The organism is Pseudomonas sp. P5_B3, from assembly GCF_056400405.1.
This window is the reverse complement of sequence record NZ_JBFULI010000018.1, coordinates 88,774-107,396: the sequence shown is the minus strand read 5'-3', so window position 1 is coordinate 107,396 and position 18,623 is coordinate 88,774. Positions and strand designations below refer to the sequence as shown.

Sequence of the window (18,623 nt, the reverse complement as noted above, 5' to 3'; positions counted from 1 at the left end):
AGGACGCACATGTCGTTTTTCAAAATCGCCTCCGTGGCCGCTATCGCCCTGACCCTTGGCGCTTGCGCGAGTCTGTTCCAGCCCAACTACCGGACGCCGCTGGAAACCACGCGCGATGCCTCCGAGCAACTCAAGCCCGGTTGCAGCAACCCGGATTGCCCGCTGGTCAACATCGACACCCTGCGCTTCCCGGCCGAGCCTGCACTGGACGGCATCATCGAAAAACGCCTGCTGCAAATGACCCGCACCTCGCCTGACGCTCCGGTAGCGCCGACCCTGGAGGCCTATCGCGAGGAGTTTTTGCGCACCGCCGGCCCGCGCAGCAGTAGCTATCTGCAAGCGAAAGTACGTGAGCAGCATGACGGATTGGTGATCGTCGAATTGTCCAGTTACCTGGACACCGGCGGTGACCATGGCACGCCGGGGCGAGGCTTTATCAACTACTCGCGCCAGCAGCATAAAGTGCTGACGTTGTCGGACATGCTGGTGCCGGGGCAGGAAGAAGCGTTCTGGAAAGCGGCGCAGGTGGCGCACAACAACTGGCTGATCAGCACCAAGCTCGATCAGGAACCGGAGTTCGTGAAGAGCTGGCCGTTCCAGAAAACCCGGAACGTGGCACTGACCTACGGCGGGGTGATCCTCAAGTACGAAACCAGCAGCATCGCGCCTTACGCGCTGGGCCATGTCGAACTGAAGATCCCCTACCCTCGTCTTAACGGGATCATCAAGCCCGAGCTGTTTCCCGGCCGTAACTGAAGGCTCGGCCCAGCACAAGCTGCAGCAGCCCTGCCAGGACCAGTGCCGGCAGGGTGGCACCGACATCCGGGTACAGGTTGGCCAGCAAATGATAAGTACTGATCCCGCCCAGCCAAGCGAGCAGCGCCGGCCAGCGTAGCGCGGCCGAGGCCACCTGGCCGCTACGCTTGCGCAGGATGAAGTGGTCCACCAGCACCACGCCGAACAATGGTGCAAACACCGAACCGATCAGCAGCAGGAAGTTCTGGTACTGGGCCAACGGAGCCAGCAGGGCAATCAGCGTGCAGATGACGCCGATGGCCAGGGCCAGGTGCTCGACTTTGGCGCGCAACAGAATCCCGCTGGACACCGCCGCCGAGTGAATATCGGCAAAGGCGTTTTCCGATTCATCCAAAAGAATCAGCAGCAGCGGAATCCCCAGGCCGGCACCGGCCAGCGCCAGCAACAAGGCATTGACTTCACCGCTTGGCGCGAACGCCAGGGTGTAGGCCACGCCCAGGCTCATCAGCCAGAAATTACCGATGAAGAAACCGATGGCGGTGCCACCGAAGACGTTTTTCGCCCGTTTGCCGAAGCGCGAATAGTCGGCGATCAGCGGCAACCACGAGAGCGGCATGGCAATGGCGATGTCGAAACCCACGGCGAACGGCATCGAACCGTCACCGGCCTGAGCCCACAATGCGGCCAGGTCGGCCTTGGCGAACAGGTTCCAGGTCAGCCAGGTGCAGGCGGCCAGCAGCAGCCAGATACCCCATTTGCGCAGGATCTGCCGCACGAACGTTAGCGGACCGCTGACCGCCAGCAAGGTCGCCAGGGCGCCGAAGAACAGCGTCCAGAGCAGCGGATTCGACAGCAGACTGCCTTCGCTGAACGCTTTGGCGCCCAACAGGCTGGCGGCATCGCGCATGACGATGATTTCGAACGAACCCCAGCCGATCAATTGCAACAGGTTCAGCACCGCCGGCAGGCTCGCGCCTTTGGCACCGAGGCTGAGCTTGAGCGCGGCCATCGACGACAGGCCGGTGTCGCTGCCAATCACGCCGACGGCGGCCAACAGCAGAACACCCACCAGCGTGCCGAGAAAAATCGCCAGCAACGAACCGGACAGCCCCAGGCCCGGCGCGAGCAATGCACCGGTCTGCAACACCATCAGGCCGATGCCGAGGGAAAACCACAGGGAAAACAGATCGCGGCCGCCGAAGACACGTTTGTCGGTCGGCACTGCGACATCAGGTGAATAAGTGCTGGGTTGAATGCTCAAGGGTGTTATCTCAGAGGGACATTTGTTGTTGTGAAGATCGCCATCGCGAGCAAGCTCGCTCCCACAGGGGATCTGTGTCGTTCACAAATCCCCTGTGGGAGCGAGCTTGCTCGCGATGGCGGCGGTGCAAGCACCGCCGACGTCAGGTCAGATCAAACTTTCTGATAAAGCTGACTGCCTTCCTGCTTGAACCGCTCGGCCTGTTCGGCCATGCCCTGGGCGACGTCCACGTCGACCGCTTCGATCCGTTGGTTGGCCGCATACTCGCGGACTTCCTGGGTGATCTTCATCGAGCAGAATTTCGGCCCGCACATCGAGCAGAAGTGCGCGACCTTGGCCGAATCCTTCGGCAGGGTTTCATCGTGATACGAACGGGCGGTGTCCGGATCGAGGCCCAGGTTGAACTGGTCTTCCCAGCGGAATTCGAAACGCGCCTTGCTCAAGGCATTGTCGCGGATCTGCGCGCCCGGGTGCCCCTTCGCCAGATCGGCGGCGTGCGCGGCGATCTTGTAGGTGATGATCCCGGTCTTCACGTCGTCCTTGTTCGGCAAGCCCAGGTGTTCCTTCGGCGTCACGTAGCAAAGCATGGCGCAACCGAACCAGCCGATCATCGCCGCACCGATGCCGGAGGTGATGTGGTCGTAGCCCGGCGCGATGTCCGTGGTCAGCGGGCCGAGGGTGTAGAACGGTGCCTCGTCGCAGCACTCCAGCTGCTTGTCCATGTTCTCTTTGATCAACTGCATCGGCACATGGCCAGGGCCTTCGATCATGGTCTGCACGTCGTGCTTCCAGGCAATCTTGGTCAGCTCGCCGAGGGTTTCCAGTTCGCCGAACTGCGCTTCGTCGTTGGCGTCGGCAATCGAGCCGGGACGCAGGCCATCGCCCAGCGAGAAGCTGACGTCGTAGGCCTTCATGATTTCGCAGATGTCTTCGAAATGGGTGTAGAGGAAGTTCTCTTTGTGGTGCGCCAGGCACCACTTGGCCATGATCGAACCACCCCGGGAGACAATGCCGGTCACGCGCTTGGCGGTCATCGGCACGTAGCGCAACAGCACGCCAGCGTGGATGGTGAAGTAATCGACGCCCTGCTCGGCCTGTTCGATCAGCGTGTCGCGGAACAGCTCCCAGGTCAGGTCTTCGGCCACGCCGCCGACTTTTTCCAGGGCCTGGTAGATCGGCACGGTACCGATCGGCACCGGCGAGTTGCGGATGATCCACTCGCGGGTTTCGTGGATGTGCTTGCCGGTGGACAGGTCCATGATGTTGTCCGCGCCCCAGCGAATACCCCAGGTCAATTTCGCCACTTCTTCTTCGATGGACGAACCCAGGGCGCTGTTGCCGATGTTGCCGTTGATCTTCACCAGGAAGTTACGGCCGATGATCATCGGTTCCAGTTCGGTGTGGTTGATGTTGGCCGGAATGATCGCACGGCCGCGGGCGATCTCGTCACGGACGAATTCGGGGGTGATGATTTTCGGTACGCTGGCGCCGAAGCTGTGGCCCGCGTGTTGCTGGTCCAGCAGGCCGGCGGCGCGGGCCTCTTCCAGCTTCATGTTTTCGCGGATGGCGACGTATTCCATCTCGGCGGTGATGATGCCTTTGCGCGCGTAGTGCATCTGGCTGACGTTGGCACCCGGTTTGGCGCGGCGCGGGTTGTTGACGTGGGCGAAGCGCAGCTTGGCCAGCTCCGGATCGGCAAGGCGCTCCTGGCCGAAGTTGGAGCTCAGGCCGCTCAGGCGCTCGGTATCGCCACGGGATTCGATCCACGGCGAACGCACGTCAGCCAGGCCTTTGCGCACATCGATGATGACATTGGGGTCGGTGTAGGGGCCCGAGGTGTCGTACACCACTACCGGCGCGTTGATTTCGCCGCCGAAGTCGGTCGGGGTCACGTCCAGGCTGATTTCGCGCATCGGCACGAGGATGTCGGGACGACTGCCCTGGACATAAATTTTTTGCGAGCGGGTAAACGGCTTAACCGATTGCTGATCGACCTTGGCCGAGTCACTCAGATTGGTTGCGATTTTTGATTTTGTAGTCATCACGGGCTCTCCAGACAAACATCCAGGCAGTGGATTTTTTGTCGGAGCGAACCTGTAAACGAATGGACGCACGGGCGCTGGGAAAACCAGCTGTGCTGTGCTCAATACTCGAGGGGTGTTCGATTGTCGAACAACATCCCGGACGAAGCACAAGAGGACTCGCCGGGTGACGAGAAATCTTGTTCCCTACGCAGGCGCTAACCTGATCAGGTTCAACGGGATCCGAAATTATTCGATCTCAGCCTCATAGCAAGGCACCCCGACAAGAACCCGGCCAGTCTAGACACAACTGGCAAAGAACGCCAACCCCACTGCAAATACCATGATGAATGGCGTAATTACACGCAGTATCAGGATTGTTGCCGCCTGAATGCGCAACTACACTCGCTACGCTGAGCCGGCATTGACGCTGTCAAAGCGGGGCCTTAGCCTTGGCGCTCAAATTACCTCTGTAATATCAATTCTAGGGATCGTCTATGCTGCGCAAACTCTCACTGGCCCTTGCCGTGTCTTGTGCGTCCAACGGATTGGCCTGGGCAGCAGATGCGCCCCTATCGAACAAGACGGACCTGGTCAGCGTTTATCAGGAAGCCGTCAACAACAACGCCGACCTGGCGGCTGCCATCGCCCAATACGGCGCGCAGAAGGAAGTCGTACCCCAGGCCCGCGCCGGGCTGCTGCCGAACCTCTCGGGCGGCGCGAATATTTCCGAGGTGCGTACGGATCTCGATCAGCCATCCTCCACGCTCAACCGCGACGCTCATTCCTACCAGGCCACTTTGGCGCAGCCGCTGTTCCGGGCTGACCGCTGGTTCCAGTTCCAGGCCGCCAAGGAAGTCAACGAACAGGCCGCCCTGCAACTCTCGGCGACCGAGCAAAACCTGATCCTGCAAACCGCTAACAGCTATTTCAACGTGCTGCGCACCCAGGACAACCTGGCCTCGACCAAGGCTGAAGAAGCGGCGTTCAAACGTCAGCTCGATCAATCCAACGAGCGTTTCGATGTTGGTCTCTCGGACAAGACCGACGTATTGAACTCACAAGCCAGCTACGACACCGCACGCGCCAACCGGATCGTTGCGCAGCGCCAGGTGGACGACGCCTTTGAAGCATTGATCACCCTGACCAACCGCCAGTACAACTCGATCTGGGGCATCAGCCATAACCTGCCGATCCTGCCGCCAGTACCAAACGACGCCAAGGCCTGGGTCGAAACGGCGGGCAGGCAGAACCTCAATCTGTTGGCCAGCAACTATGCTGTCAGCGCCGCCGAGCAAACCCTCAAGCAGCGCAAGTCCGGGCACTTGCCAACGGTTGATGCGATAGCCAAGTACGAGAAAGGCGACAACGACGCACTGGGCTTCAGCAACCCGAATAACCAGCCTGTGCCGTTCGGTGGCAACGCCGAGCAAACGACCGTTGGCCTGCAACTGAACATCCCGATCTACAGTGGTGGCTTGATCAACTCCCAGGTGCGTCAATCGTATGCACAGCTGGACCAGACCGAGCAGCAACGCGAATCCCTGCGCCGCAGCATCGTGGAAAATACCCGCGACCTGCACCGCGCGGTGAACACCGATGTCGAGCAGGTACAGGCGCGCAAGCAATCGATCATCTCCAACCAGAGCGCGGTGGAAGCGACTGAAATCGGCTATCAGGTGGGTACGCGAAACATCGTCGACGTGCTGGATGCGCAGCGCCAGCTCTACACCTCGGTGCGCGACTACAACAACACCCGCTACGACTACATCCTCGACAACCTGCGCTTGAAGCAACAGGCCGGCACGTTGAATCCGGGGGACCTGCAAACCCTGGCACGCTGGCTCAATCCCAACTACAACCCGGACAAGGATTTCCTGCCACCAGATCTGGCCAAGGCTGCGGCTGAGCAGTTGAAAGCCCGGCCTTGACCATCAGATTTTAGGCAGCACAAACCTTGTGGGAGCGAGCTTGCTCCGGGCGGCGTTCCGACGATCGCTGACTGACAGGCAACTTAAGTGTTGAATGTTCAGCCGCCATCGCGAGCAAGCTCGCTCCCACAGGATCATTGGCGGACTGAAGAGTTGTCGATCAACCGCCCCAACCCGTCCAGCAACCGCTGCAACGCACCTTGATTAGTGCGCATCACTTTCAACCCGGCCTCTGCCATGCGCTGCGCATCTCGCGGCAGTTCGAATAGACGCTGCACCGCCACCGCCAGCCCTTCAGCATCCTCCACTTCCTGCAACGCCCCGGCACTGCGCAACTGGGCGGCGATTTCGAGGAAGTTGAAAAGATGCGGACCGCTCAACACCGGTTTAGCCAGGGCCGCCGGCTCCAGCAGGTTATGCCCGCCGTTGGGCACCAGGCTGCCGCCGACGAATGCACTGTCCGCCAGGGCATAGAGAAACAGCAACTCGCCCATGGTGTCGCCCAGCAGCACCGACGTATTCGCACTGACCGCATCGCCGCTGGAACGCCGGACCGTGGCAAACCCCTGTTGCTGGCACAACCCGTACACCGAATTGAAGCGCTCCGGATGACGCGGTACCAGAATCAGCAAGGCATCGGGGTGACTGGCCAACAACTGACGATGGGCTGCCAACACCACTTCATCCTCGCCCTCGTGAGTACTGGCGGCGATCCACACCGGTCGCTCCAGCGCCTGCCATTGCCCGCGCAGCTCAACAGCACGCTCCAGCAGTTGCGGGTCGATGGTCAGGTCGAACTTGATCGATCCGGTCACTTCGACGGTTTCCGTCCGCGCGCCGAGGTCGCGCAAGCGTCGGGCTTCGGCTTCGGTCTGTACCGCGAACAGGCTCATCTCGGCCAGCATCGGCTGGGTCAGCTTGGGAAACCGGCCATAGCCCTTGGCCGAACGCTCGGACAGTCGCGCATTGGCCAGCGCCACGGGGATCCCGCGTTTGGCACACTGATGTATATGGTTGGGCCACAGTTCGGTTTCCATGATCACCGCCAGTTTCGGCTGGACCCGATCGAGGAAGCGCCGGGCGGCGCACGGCAAATCGTAAGGCAGATAGCAGTGCTGGATGCGCGGCTCATTGGCGAACAGTGCCAGGATCCGTTCCGACCCGGTCGGTGTCATGCAGGTCACGGTGATCGGCAGATTCGGATAACGCGCCAGCAAGGCGCGGATCATCGGCGCGGCAGCAATGCTTTCGCCCACCGACACGGCGTGCACCCAGATGCCGCCAGGTTTCATCGTCGGCATCGCGCAGGAGAAACGCTCGCCGATGCGCCTGGCATAGGCAGGCGCCTTGCGCGCGCGCAGCCAAAGCCGAATCGCTACCAATGGCAGCCCCAGATAAAACAGCGCGGTGTAGAGAGTTCTATTCATGGCGGCGGAGTTTATCGGCTTTTTTCGCCAATCGTCTGCAAGTGCACGGCAAAACGTTCGGCGAGCCAGCGCGCGGCCGGACCTAGCGGCTCATCCCGGCGCCATACCAGTTCCACCACCAGAGCCGGCGGGGTCCATTCGCTGACCAGTTCGACCATCTGATTCTGATAAGTCGGGTACTGCACTACGTGGCGTGGCAACCAGGCCCAGCCGAGGCCACGTACCAGCCATTCGGCCATCACATAGAAACTGTCGGCGCGCCAGACTTGCGGGCTGGCCGGGTCACTGCCGGGATAAATGCTCGACGCCGTGGACATCAGCAACTGCCGATGTTGCGCCAATTGTTGACTGTCCACTGCGCCTTTACGCGCCAACGGATGATCCTTGCCGCACACCGTGACCATTTCCACGCTGCCCAGCACCCGCCGCTCAAGTGCCTCGGGAATCTGATCGTGAAAGAACAGCAGCCCCAGATCGGCGCGCCGCTCCACCAGCTTGCGCGCGACATCGCCTTGGGCGGCGCTGGTCAGTTGCACTTCAAGGCTGGGGAATTTTTCCGCCAGGGCCTCGAAGCTTTCGATGATCGGCTGATACGGCATCGCTTCATCCTGCGCCACACGCAATCGCGCTTCCTGCCCGCGCATCATTGCCAGCGCCCGGCCGTTGAGCCGTTCGCACTGGCGCAACACCTCCCGCGCTTCGTCCAGCAATGCCGTACCGGCTTCAGTGAGCTTCGGTTGACGCCCGCTGCTACGGTCGAACAGGCTGACACCCAGGTCTTCTTCCAGCAACGCTATCGAACTGCTGACCGCCGACTGCGCCTTGCACTGATCCCGCGCCACGGCAGAAAACGAACGCTGCTCCGCTACGCTGACAAACAACCGCAACTGCTCCAGATTCCATTGCATGCTCATGGCTCAACCCATCTTATAAACAGATAGGTAATGACTTTACCGCATCTGGCGAATCACTAGAATGCCGACCTCAGAGAGCAACACTTCACACGAGGATTGAACCATGACCGCTTACTACTACCTGGCCATTGCCATCTGCGCCGAAGTGATTGCCACTGTTTCGATGAAAGCCGTCAAAGGCCTCAGCACCCCGCTGCCATTGGTGCTGGTCATTCTCGGCTACGGCATTGCCTTCTGGATGCTGACCCTGGTGGTGCGCAGCGTTCCGGTGGGTGTGGCGTACGCCGTGTGGGCCGGCATGGGGATCGTGATGGTCAGCGTCGCCATTGATATCGACTGACACGCCCTCATCGCGAGCAGGCTCGCTCCTACAGGTTTTGCATCCGCCAACAAATCTGCTCTTCGTCGAGTCTGTATACTGCGCCCTCGTCTTGAACACAGAGGTCGCTGCATGCCATCCGTTATTTCCACCGACGTTCTGATTGTCGGCGCTGGTGTCGCCGGCCTCTGGCTGAATGCGCGCCTGCGACGCCAGGGTTTTTCGACCGTGCTGGTGGAAAGCGCCAGCCTCGGCGGCGGGCAGAGCGTGAAGTCCCAGGGCATCATCCACGGCGGTGCCAAATACGCGCTGCACGGCGCCCTGACCGGCGCCTCGGAAGCCATCGCCGACATGCCGCGCCGCTGGCGCGAAGCCCTGGCTGGTGATGGCGAGCTGGATCTGTCCGGCGTGCGCCTGCTGTCCGAAGCTCACTACCTGTGGTCCCCCGGCACCCTCGCCGGCAACCTCACCAGTTTTTTTGCCAGCAAGGCCGTGCGCGGTCGCGTCGATCAGGTCAAGGGCGAGCAATTGCCGCCTGCCCTGCGAGACAAACGCTTCAAGGGCAAGGTCTATCGCCTGGCGGAACTGGTGGTCGATGTGCCGAGCCTGATCCAGCGCCTGGCCGATCTGGCGGGAGATGGTTTGCTCGCAGGGCAGAGAATCGAGCCGTTGCTGGAAGGTGGCGTGCTGGTCGGCCTGAAGGTGGATGAGCGCGAAATCCGTGCCCAACGCATCGTCCTGAGCGCCGGTGCCGGGACGGCGGCATTGCTTGAAGCACTGGGCCTGAGCCAGCCCGCCATGCAGCGCCGCCCGTTGCACATGATCATCGCCAAGGGTCCAAGCCTCAAACCGCTGTACGCCCACTGCCTGGGCGGTGGTACCAAACCCCGTATCACCGTGACCACACACCCGGCGGCGGATGGCCAATGGGTCTGGTATCTGGGCGGCGATATCGCGGAATCTGAAGGCGTGGCCCGTGAGCCTGCCGAGCAAATCGCCACCGCACAGAAAGAACTCGGCCAGTTGCTGCCGTGGATCGACTTGAGCACGGCGCGTTGGGCCACCCTGCGCGTAGATCGCGCCGAACCCCTGCAATCCGGCCTGACCCGCCCCGACAATGCGTTTCTCGCAGAAGAAGGCCGCCTGCTGGTGGGCTGGCCGACCAAGCTCGCCCTGGCGCCGGACTTCGCCGACCGTGTGATCGCCAGCCTGACCCGCGACGGTATCCAGCCAAGCCACCCGCCAGCACTGCCTGAACTGCCGAAGCCACCGATGGGCGTACCTGCCTGGGAGCAACTGCTGCCATGAGCCAACCGACCCTGCACGACCTGCATCGCCCCCTGGGCAGTACCGGCCTGGTGGTTTCACCCTTGGGCCTTGGCACGGTGAAACTGGGCCGCGACCAAGGGGTGAAGTATCCCAACGGCTTCAGGATTCCCGATGACGATGAAGCGCACATGTTGCTCAAGCTCACCCGCGACCTGGGTATCAATCTGATCGACACCGCACCTGCCTATGGTCGCAGCGAAGAACGCCTCGGCCCGTTGCTGCGCGGTCAGCGCCAGGACTGGGTGATTGTCAGCAAGGTGGGTGAAGAGTTTGCCGACGGCCAGTCCCTTCACGATTTCAGCGCCGCACACACACGTATGTCGGTGGAGCGCAGCCTGCAACGCCTGGAAACGGACTTCATCGATCTGGTGCTGGTGCACTCCGATGGCAACGACCTGGCGATCCTCAATGACTGCGAAGTCTACGAGACCCTCGCCGCGCTCAAGGCCGAAGGCAAGATTCGCGGTTTCGGCTTTTCCGGCAAAACCGTCGACGGTGGCCTGAAGGCCCTGGAGCAAGGCGACTGCGCGATGGTCACCTACAATCTGAACGAACAAAACGAGAAGGCCGTCATTGACTATGCTGCTGCACACGGCAAAGCCATTCTGGTCAAGAAAGCCCTCGCCAGCGGTCATGTCTGCCTGAGTCCGGGCGTGGATCCGGTGCGCGCCAGTTTCGAATTGTTGTTTGAACATCCGGGTGTTGCCAGTGCTATTGTCGGGACCATCAATCCGCTGCACCTCGCCCACAATGTCGCGACCGTTGCCCAGGTCCTACGTAGCCACTGACGCCGCCCACGCGGCCTTAAGCAGGAGCCGACATGTCGCGTACGCTCATCAGAAAGAACCCGAGCAACTTCAAGACCCTGCCGTTATTCGTCGAAGCGACTCCCGAAGGCCTGGCTTATCAGAGCGTCGGCAGGCCGCTGAATTTCTCCCAGACCCTGCAACGTCGTCGTCCGGTGACGGTCGGCGACAGCGAACGGTTTTCCCTGGAGCTGGCCAACCTCGGGGTTTCGGTGCGCCTGACCCTGCATTGGCAGAATCGCGATTACTGGGTGCTGGTGCGCCAACGCCGGCAGGACCGTGGCGATGTGGTGCTCAAGCTGATCTCCGGCTACGTGCCGGCTCATGAGCTGAACCTGCCCTTGCACACGGCGATCCAGGAGATAGCCGAAGAATGCCTGCTGGAAACTCCGGAAGGCTGGCTCGGTGGGCGGTTCAATGACACCTGGCTGCCGACGCCCTACTCGGCCGCCCTGCATTACCGTGAAGCCCTGCCGTTTCGCTTGTCGCCTTTGTCCGGTTCGGCTCGGCCGGTACGTTGCRCCAATCTGATGCTGATAGAGCGTCCGCGGGCTTACGTGCATTTACCGACGGCGTCACTGCAATTGATTTACGACTTGCGCCTGGACGTTCCCAAGGAAGCCAAATCCCTGAGCCTGTTCCATGTCGATGAAAGACTGGAAGGCGATCAACTCGTCGCCCGCCTCGACCGCAAGCGTCCCGATCTGTACTTGATGCCTTTGCAGGACGGCCATCCGATGGCTGAGCTGTATACCCTGAAAAAGGATCAACTGTACCCGGCCAGCACGCGCGGCCTGTACCTGGCCGAGAGTTTTGCCCGACAGGAAGGCTGGTTGGTGCGCGATGAGCGGATTCGCTGGAAGGACTGGGTGAGACAGCAGGGGTTGACCCCTCCGGGGAAGGATTCGGGGTTGGCGCGGTTACGTGGGAAGGCCAAGTTGCTGCTGAAGAAAATCGTGCCGCGTAAAAAAGTAAGCACTTAAACGCAAAAGATCGCAGCCTGCGTACTCCATGTAGGAGCTGCCGCAGGCTGCGATCTTTTGATTTTACGATCCCCAGGCTACCGGAAAAGATCGCAGGCTACGCCAGCTCCTACGACTTGCGGATCTTCTCGACAATCGCGGTGGTCGAGCTGTTTTCCACCAGCCCCAGCACTTTCACGGTGCCACCGTAGGCCGTCACGATGTCCGCGCCGACCACCTGGTCGACCCCGTAGTCACCACCCTTGACCAGCACATCCGGCTTGACCGCGCTCAGCAGGTTTTCCGGAGTGCCTTCCGGGAAACTGATGACCCAGTCCACCGCCCCCAGACCGGCCAGCACCGCCATGCGCCGGTCGACACTGTTGATCGGACGGCCTGGCCCTTTCAGGCGGCTGACCGATGCATCGTCGTTTACCGCAACGATCAAACGATCGCCCTGGGCCCGCGCCTGTTCGAGGTAGGTCACATGACCGGCGTGCAGGATATCGAAGCAACCGTTGGTGAACACGATCCGCTCTTTGTGCGCGCGGGCATCGTCGACCGCCAGCAACAGTTGCTCAAGACCCAGCACACCGCGCTCGGAACCTTCCTCGCGCTGGATCGCACGACGCAATTCCGGCGCACTGATGGCCGCCGTACCGAGTTTGCCGACCACGATACCGGCCGCCAGATTGGCCAGAGCCACCGCGTGAGGCAGCTCTTCGCCAGCGGCAATCGCGGCCGCCAGGGTGGAAATCACCGTATCGCCAGCACCGGTCACGTCGAACACTTCACGGGCACGAGCCGGCAAGTGCAGCGCCGGGTGATCCGGACGCAACAAGGTCATGCCGTGCTCGCCACGTGTCACCAGCAAGGCACCGAGGTCCAGGTCGTGCATCAGCTGCGCGCCCTTGCTCACCAATTCGTGCTCATCGGCGCAACCACCGACGATGGTTTCGAATTCGTTGAGATTCGGTGTGATCAGGCTCGCACCGCGGTAGATCGAGAAATCCTTGCCCTTGGGATCGGCCAGCACCGGAATGCCACGGGCACGGGCAGCCTGGATCAGCGCCTGATGGTTTTTCAGCGCGCCTTTGCCGTAGTCGGACAGCACCAGCACCTTGATGCCTTCGAGCAACTCATCGACCTGCACAGCCAGCGCCAGCGCGTCAGTGGCGAAGGGCTCTTCGAAGTCGATACGCAGCAATTGCTGGTGACGGCTCATGACCCGCAGCTTGACGATGGTCGGCTGGTGCGCAATGCGCTGGAAGATGGCCCGCACGCCGGCGCCCTTGAGGCTGTTGACCAGGCTGTTGGCGGCTTCATCGTCGCCGGTGACACCGACCAACGAAGCCGGAGCCCCCAGGGCGGCAATGTTCAAGGCAACGTTGGCAGCACCGCCCGGGCGGTCTTCGATGTGATCTACCTTGACCACCGGCACCGGCGCCTCAGGAGAAATCCGTGAGGTACCACCATGCCAATAACGGTCGAGCATGACATCGCCGACCACCAAGACGGGGGCTTGATCGAATCGCGGCATGGACAACTTCATGGTGCAACCCACATACAGAATGAACAGGGGCGCGATATTAACACAGGGTTGGTGTCGGCTTGTGCGGTGGCTGCAACCGGATGATTCGCCGGGATTTATTGCTCATTTTTTGAGCGAAAACCCGCCAGGCGACGACACGCATCGGCTTCATTCATAACCAGGCATCTCGTAGCTTGGGCAACAATTTCCAGAGATAACGTTGCAACATGCAGACACCCGCGCGAAAGGACGAGCCAGGCTCGCCCTTTCGGGGTCAGGCGATGTCTTCGGCCGGGGCGTCGAGGCCCATCGCGTTGAGGCGCGAGTAGTAGCCGTTTTGCGCCAGCAGTTGATCATGGGTGCCGCGCTCGACGATTTTCCCCTGATCCATGACCAGGATCAGGTCGGCCTTCTCGATGGTCGACAGGCGGTGAGCGATCACCAGCGTGGTGCGACCTTTCATGACCTGATCCAGGGCTGCCTGAATATGCCGCTCGGACTCGGTATCGAGTGCCGAAGTCGCCTCGTCGAGAATCAGCAGGGGAGCATTCTTCAACAGCGCCCGGGCAATCGCCAGGCGCTGACGCTGGCCACCGGAAAGCAGCACGCCGTTTTCCCCGACCTGGGTGTCCAGGCCTTCAGGCAACTGAGCAATGAAGTCCATTGCGTAGGCATCCTTGGCCGCCTTTTCAATGTCTTCACGGGGTGCACCGGCCAGGTCGCCATAAGCGATGTTGTTGGCCACGGTGTCGCTGAACAGGGTCACGTGCTGGGTCACCTGGGCGATATGCCGACGCAGGTTCAATAGCTTGTACTGTTCCACTTCGACGCCATCGATGAGGATTTCACCCTTGTCGTGGTGATAGAAACGCGGAATCAGGTTGGCCAGGGTCGACTTGCCGCTGCCCGAACGTCCCACCAGCGCCACCATTTGCCCGGGCTCGACCGAGAAACTGATGTCATTGAGCACCTGACGCTCGGTGTCAGGGTAGGTAAAGCTGAGGTTGCGCACGTCCAGGCGACCGCTGACGACGTCACGCTCGACGGTGCCGGTATCGACTTCAGGTTCGACATCCAGTTGCTCGAAGATACTTTCGGCACCGGCCACCCCCTTCTGGATGGTCGAGCTGACTTCGGACAGCTGGCGAATCGGCTTGGGTAGCAGGCCGGCCAAGGTGATGTAGGCCACCATGTCGCCGGCTGACGCATCGCCACGCAGGAACAGCACCAGGAACATCAGCACGGCCATGGCGGTGTAGATCACCAATTGCAGCAGCGGCGTGTAGATGGCGCCGGTGCGGGTCATGCGCAATTGCTTGTCAGTGTTGCCCTGGCTGGCGTCGAAGAAGCGTTTCTCTTCATAGGCTTCACCGCCGAAGCTGCGCACCACGCGATAACCCTGGATGGTTTCGGACGCCACATGCGTCACGTCTCCCATGGCCAGCTGGATTTTCTTGCTCTGCTTGCGGAATTTCTTGCTGGCGGTGCGCACCATGATGGCGATCAGCGGCAGGATGGCGACCATGACCAGCGTCAGGCGCCAGTTCATGAACAACAGCGAGGCAAACAGGAAGATCACCGTCATGCCTTCACGAATTACGACCTTGATCGCATCCGTTGCCGCCCCCGTGACCATGGTCACGTTGAAGGTGATACGTGAAATCAGGTGCCCCGAGTTATGCTTGTCGAAATACCGGTTTGGCAACACCAGCAGGTTGTTGAACAACTGCACCCGCAAGTCATGGACCAGGCCCAGGGAAACCTTGGCCAGGAAGTAGTTGCCCAGGTACGACCCCAATCCCTGCCACGCAGCGATCAGGATGATCAACAACGGCACCGCCTGCAGCAGTTGCAGATCCCGCAGGTAGGGCACGGTTGGAAACAGCGCCGCTTCAGGGTTGGACAGACCGTCGACGAAGTACTTGAGGATGTAGCCCAGCATTGGCTGCGTCGAAGCGAAAATCAGAAAACCGACGATGCTGATCAGGAACAGGCTGATGTACGGCCGGACATAGCCGAGCAGACGGAAGTAGATTTTCAAGCTCGATGGGCTTGCACTGAGACTGGAGTCGGTCATATCACGCGAATGTCGATAAAAAGGACGCTGACTTTAGCACAGCTTCCCCAGGGTTCTGGCAATCGCATACAGTCTGTGTATTGTGGCGCGTCAAATACCCACCAGATGTCCCTGCCTTGGTACGCTCGCTCAATTCAGGAATAAGTTACTCAGCATGCAATCAAACGCTTTGAACAGCACGTCCAATAGAATCTTCGATTTCATTTGCTTGTGGATCCTTCCGCTCGGTTATTTATTACTGCTTTGTGCGCTGTTTTTCCTGCCTGGGCGCAGTGTGCATCACAAGCTTTACTATGGCCTGTTCAGCATTCCGGCACTGATTGCGCTGTGCCTGCGTCCGCGGCTCAGCAAAGAACTGCTGCACGAACCGATCGTCATTGCAGTCCTGCTGTTTGTGGCGTGGGCACTACTCAGTCTGCGCTGGGGACTGGGCGGCGACATCGACTTTGGTGAGTTCAAACCGCCATTGCATACCCTGATGCTGTTCGTTGGCTGCTACCTGCTGGTGCGCTATCGCAGCGAAATCATTCAGCCCCTGCTGTTCTGCGCCGCAACGGTGGCGCTGATTGCCTCTGTCTATAACCTGTACAGGTTCGGCCAGATCTACCAACCGGAAATGCGCCTGATCGGTGTCGGCGCGTTCGACAATCCACTGCTCAGCTCCCACGCTTTCGGCTTTTTCTGTACTTACTGGCTGAGCCTGAGCATGACCTGCAAGCGACACCAGGTACTTTGGTTAAGCATACCGGCGATGGCGATCATGTTCGCCGCCGTCCTGGCCACCGGCTCCAGGACCCCACTGGTTGCACTGACGCTGGCCGCGCTGTGGCTGTGCTACATCTGCTGGAATCGACGCTCGGTCTTCATGCTTGGCTCCATGTTCATCACCGGCACGGCGACTTTCGCGTTGTTTGCGGACAAGATCCTCGAAAGAGGCAGCTCCTTTCGTATCGAGCTCTGGCAATTGGCCATGGACAGGATCACTGATCATCCGTGGATCGGGCACGGCTACAACGCCGAACTGACCCTGGACCCAGGCGTCGGCTACCCCCTTCAGGAGCCCCATAGCTTTGCCCTGGGCGTGCTCTACTACGTCGGCATTATCGGTCTGCTGCCATGGCTGTTCTTCCTCGCGTGGAGCTTCATCAGTAGCTGGCGCCATCGCGTGCAACCGCTGTTTGTCATTGCCTCAGCCTGGCTGGCCTTCGGTATCGGTGCGGGCCTGACCGAAGGTGGCGGAATTATCTCTCGCCCCAAGGAGCACTGGTTCCTGCTGTGGATCCCGTTGGCGCTGATTGCTGCATTGAGCATCAATCAACGGGCCAGGCGCCTGCTGGACACGCCGATCAAGACCGCGACACCAAGCGCACTGCAACAACTGACGGCCGATGCCCGGGTCATCGAAGAAGATGGTTTGGGCCCCAAAGTCCTGCGCCTGACCGATGGCAGCTTTCTCAAGCTGTTCCGCCGTCGCCGCTGGTACACCTCGGGCAGTTTCACGCCCTACTCCGATCGATTTGCCGTCAACAGTGTGCAACTGCGCAACATGGGCATCCCGACACCGCACATCCTCGACCTTTACCGGTTCGAAGACGGCAGCAACGCTGTGCACTACTCTCCCTTGCCGGGCAACACGCTGCGCCAGATCCTGCAAGGCATCACCGCCCCGGCGGTGCGCCAGGCACTGGTGGAGCGCTTCGGCAAATTCATGGCCCAACTGCATCAGCAAGGGGTCTACTTCCGCTCCCTGCACCTGGGTAATGTGCTGGTGCTGGAGGACGGCGAGTTCGGCCTGATCGACCTGGCCGACCTGCGGATTTACCCTTCATCGTTGAGCCCTTCGCTGCGTCGGCGCAATCTGCGCCACATGCAGCGCTACGCATCAGATTGGCACTGGCTGTTCGAGGATCACTTCGAAGCGCTGCTGCAGGGATACGCTGCAGTGGCTTCGCAATCCGACGTAGATAATTTGCACAGGCACGTGCTGGCCGGGAGTCCTCCTGCCCAGGCTCACCGATGATAGAAACCAACCCGCTTATCGCGATGACGGCCTACCTGCTCGCCATCGCGACTGCTGCGCTACTGTTGCGCAGCGTGCCGAGATTCACCCGACAGCTGGAGCATCGCGGCGAAAGCCGCTTTGCCGGCATCGACGGCTTACGCGGGTATCTGGCCTTCGGCGTGTTCGTGCACCACTCGATCATTACCTGGATCTTTCTGCAAACCGGCGTGATCGATTTTCCGCCGAGCAACTTCTACTCGCAGCTCGGCCAGGGTAGCGTCGCCCTCTTTTTCATGATCACCAGCTTTCTGTTCTGGGACCGCTTGCTGACCCATGGGCGGCAACACGACTGGCTGGCATTTGCGGTATCTCGGCTGTTTCGCCTCTACCCGCTCTACCTGCCGCTGATGTTGACCGTGTTTGTCTGTGTGTTCTATTTGCAGGACTGGGAACTCAAGGACTCCGGCACCCAGCTCATTGGCCAGACCCTGGCCTGGCTGATATTCGACCGGCCAGACGTCAACCAGTACCACCAGACCGGCATGCTGATATCCAACGTCACCTGGACGCTGGGGTACGAGTTGTTTTTCTACCTGGCCCTGCCACTGGCCGCCATGCTGTTCATTTATCGCGGCGGCTGGATGCAGACAGTGCTGTGCCTTATCGGCATCTATGCCCTGTACGAGGTGGTCGGCTGGGAACACTCGCTGAAGAAGCACTTCCTGGCCAGTTTCCTCGGCGGCATCGCTGCAGCGTACTGGGTTCGCCGCCCACAATGGGTCGCCTGGAGCCTGTCTCCGCTAGCGGGCATCATCGCCCTGCTCGCATTGGCGATCGCCTTTACGGTGTTCAACCGGGCTTTCAACCTGGGAGCGCTGCTGCTGCTTTCACTGTTCTTTGTGATCGTGGCGTCCGGCAACACCTTGTTCGGTGCCCTGAGACCACGCAGCATTCGCTGGCTGGGGGAAATCAGCTACAGCACGTATTTGCTGCACGGTTTCGTGCTCTGGGTACTGGTGCAGCGACTGCCGCCGGTATTGCATCTCGACGCCCGGCAAGCCTGGGTCTTCCTGCCGTTGCTGGCTGTGTGCAGTTGCCTGCTGATCATCATCAGCAGCCTGAGTTACCTGTACATCGAAAAGCCCGGTATCAATGCCGGCAAGAAAACCCTGCACTGGTTGCGCCAGAACAGGAAGCTGAGGAAAGAACTTTCGGAGGAGTCGGCTCAACAACGTTAAGCAACCACCGGGGCATGTCATCGAGGACAATGCCCCGCCTCCCCCCCTT

Annotated in this window: 13 protein-coding genes, 1 pseudogene and 1 riboswitch; of the genes and pseudogenes, 8 read left to right on the top strand and 6 right to left on the bottom strand. The window is 60.6% G+C overall.

What is annotated here, in order from left to right; translation table 11 throughout:
* Positions 1-9: 9 nt before the first annotated feature.
* Positions 10-756 (top strand): RsiV family protein, encoded by a 747-nt coding sequence (locus AC1DRN_RS13380; protein ID WP_223461760.1) that lies wholly within the window; start codon positions 10-12, stop codon positions 754-756.
* On the opposite strand, the gene cytX is transcribed toward AC1DRN_RS13380, so the two are convergent.
* Both cytX and thiC read right to left on the bottom strand, forming a co-directional pair.
* Positions 725-2,017, bottom strand: a complete 1,293-nt coding sequence (cytX, locus tag AC1DRN_RS13375) for a putative hydroxymethylpyrimidine transporter CytX (RefSeq protein ID WP_223461758.1) — start codon at positions 2,015-2,017, stop codon at positions 725-727. The two genes, AC1DRN_RS13380 and cytX, sit on opposite strands and share 32 nt — an antisense overlap.
* A gap of 152 nt (positions 2,018-2,169) precedes the next feature.
* Positions 2,170-4,059, bottom strand: a complete 1,890-nt coding sequence (thiC, locus tag AC1DRN_RS13370; protein WP_223461757.1) for a phosphomethylpyrimidine synthase ThiC — start codon at positions 4,057-4,059, stop codon at positions 2,170-2,172.
* Between the two features lie 166 nt (positions 4,060-4,225).
* A riboswitch (TPP riboswitch) is annotated at positions 4,226-4,331 on the bottom strand.
* Positions 4,332-4,535: 204 nt separating this feature from the next.
* Between thiC and AC1DRN_RS13365 the strand changes: the two genes are divergently transcribed.
* The gene (locus AC1DRN_RS13365) at positions 4,536-5,969 is read left to right on the top strand and encodes a TolC family outer membrane protein (protein WP_223461755.1); all 1,434 of its coding nucleotides are present in this window, start codon (positions 4,536-4,538) and stop codon (positions 5,967-5,969) included.
* Between the two features lie 134 nt (positions 5,970-6,103).
* Here the strand turns inward: AC1DRN_RS13365 and waaA are convergent, their stop codons facing one another.
* A complete protein-coding gene (gene waaA / locus AC1DRN_RS13360; RefSeq protein ID WP_223461753.1) occupies positions 6,104-7,396 on the bottom strand; it encodes a lipid IV(A) 3-deoxy-D-manno-octulosonic acid transferase in 1,293 nt (430 codons plus the stop codon).
* A gap of 11 nt (positions 7,397-7,407) precedes the next feature.
* On the bottom strand, positions 7,408-8,310 hold the full coding sequence (locus tag AC1DRN_RS13355; RefSeq protein WP_223461752.1) for a LysR family transcriptional regulator: 903 nt from the start codon (positions 8,308-8,310) through the stop codon (positions 7,408-7,410).
* A 103-nt stretch (positions 8,311-8,413) separates the two neighbouring features.
* On the opposite strand from AC1DRN_RS13355, the pseudogene AC1DRN_RS13350 reads away from it, so the two are divergent.
* The 4 genes and pseudogenes from AC1DRN_RS13350 to AC1DRN_RS13335 all read left to right on the top strand — a co-directional run.
* Positions 8,414-8,635: pseudogene (locus AC1DRN_RS13350) on the top strand (DMT family transporter); the annotation flags it as partial.
* 126 nt (positions 8,636-8,761) lie between these two features.
* Positions 8,762-9,937 carry an NAD(P)/FAD-dependent oxidoreductase gene (locus AC1DRN_RS13345; RefSeq protein WP_223461750.1) on the top strand — a complete coding sequence of 392 codons (1,176 nt, stop codon included), beginning with the start codon at positions 8,762-8,764 and terminating at the stop codon, positions 9,935-9,937.
* Entirely contained in the window at positions 9,934-10,746 is an 813-nt protein-coding gene (locus tag AC1DRN_RS13340; protein WP_223461748.1) for an aldo/keto reductase, read from the top strand. Before AC1DRN_RS13345 ends, AC1DRN_RS13340 begins: the two co-directional genes overlap by 4 nt.
* A 32-nt stretch (positions 10,747-10,778) precedes the next feature.
* Entirely contained in the window at positions 10,779-11,747 is a 969-nt protein-coding gene (locus tag AC1DRN_RS13335) for a metal ABC transporter ATPase (protein ID WP_477786728.1), read from the top strand.
* 109 nt (positions 11,748-11,856) lie between these two features.
* On the opposite strand, the gene hldE is transcribed toward AC1DRN_RS13335, so the two are convergent.
* On the bottom strand, positions 11,857-13,278 hold the full coding sequence (gene hldE, locus AC1DRN_RS13330; protein WP_223461744.1) for a bifunctional D-glycero-beta-D-manno-heptose-7-phosphate kinase/D-glycero-beta-D-manno-heptose 1-phosphate adenylyltransferase HldE: 1,422 nt from the start codon (positions 13,276-13,278) through the stop codon (positions 11,857-11,859).
* Positions 13,279-13,531: 253 nt separating this feature from the next.
* Positions 13,532-15,334 carry a lipid A export permease/ATP-binding protein MsbA gene (gene msbA / locus AC1DRN_RS13325; protein WP_007996569.1) on the bottom strand — a complete coding sequence of 601 codons (1,803 nt, stop codon included), beginning with the start codon at positions 15,332-15,334 and terminating at the stop codon, positions 13,532-13,534.
* A 154-nt stretch (positions 15,335-15,488) separates the two neighbouring features.
* Between msbA and AC1DRN_RS13320 the strand changes: the two genes are divergently transcribed.
* Positions 15,489-17,354 carry an O-antigen ligase family protein gene (locus AC1DRN_RS13320; RefSeq protein WP_223461742.1) on the top strand — a complete coding sequence of 622 codons (1,866 nt, stop codon included), beginning with the start codon at positions 15,489-15,491 and terminating at the stop codon, positions 17,352-17,354.
* On the top strand, positions 17,351-18,574 hold the full coding sequence (locus AC1DRN_RS13315; protein ID WP_223461739.1) for an acyltransferase family protein: 1,224 nt from the start codon (positions 17,351-17,353) through the stop codon (positions 18,572-18,574). The genes AC1DRN_RS13320 and AC1DRN_RS13315 overlap by 4 nt, the downstream gene beginning before the upstream one ends.
* Positions 18,575-18,623 lie beyond the last annotated feature (49 nt).

Coding starts and splice junctions, on each gene's coding strand:
- AC1DRN_RS13380 (WP_223461760.1), top strand. CDS start 10: ATGTCGTTTTTCAAAATCGCCTCCGTGGCCGCTATCGCCCTGACCCTT.
- thiC (WP_223461757.1), bottom strand. CDS start 4,059: ATGACTACAAAATCAAAAATCGCAACCAATCTGAGTGACTCGGCCAAG.
- AC1DRN_RS13365 (WP_223461755.1), top strand. CDS start 4,536: ATGCTGCGCAAACTCTCACTGGCCCTTGCCGTGTCTTGTGCGTCCAAC.
- waaA (WP_223461753.1), bottom strand. CDS start 7,396: ATGAATAGAACTCTCTACACCGCGCTGTTTTATCTGGGGCTGCCATTG.
- AC1DRN_RS13355 (WP_223461752.1), bottom strand. CDS start 8,310: ATGAGCATGCAATGGAATCTGGAGCAGTTGCGGTTGTTTGTCAGCGTA.
- AC1DRN_RS13345 (WP_223461750.1), top strand. CDS start 8,762: ATGCCATCCGTTATTTCCACCGACGTTCTGATTGTCGGCGCTGGTGTC.
- AC1DRN_RS13340 (WP_223461748.1), top strand. CDS start 9,934: ATGAGCCAACCGACCCTGCACGACCTGCATCGCCCCCTGGGCAGTACC.
- hldE (WP_223461744.1), bottom strand. CDS start 13,278: ATGAAGTTGTCCATGCCGCGATTCGATCAAGCCCCCGTCTTGGTGGTC.
- msbA (WP_007996569.1), bottom strand. CDS start 15,334: ATGACCGACTCCAGTCTCAGTGCAAGCCCATCGAGCTTGAAAATCTAC.
- AC1DRN_RS13320 (WP_223461742.1), top strand. CDS start 15,489: ATGCAATCAAACGCTTTGAACAGCACGTCCAATAGAATCTTCGATTTC.
- AC1DRN_RS13315 (WP_223461739.1), top strand. CDS start 17,351: ATGATAGAAACCAACCCGCTTATCGCGATGACGGCCTACCTGCTCGCC.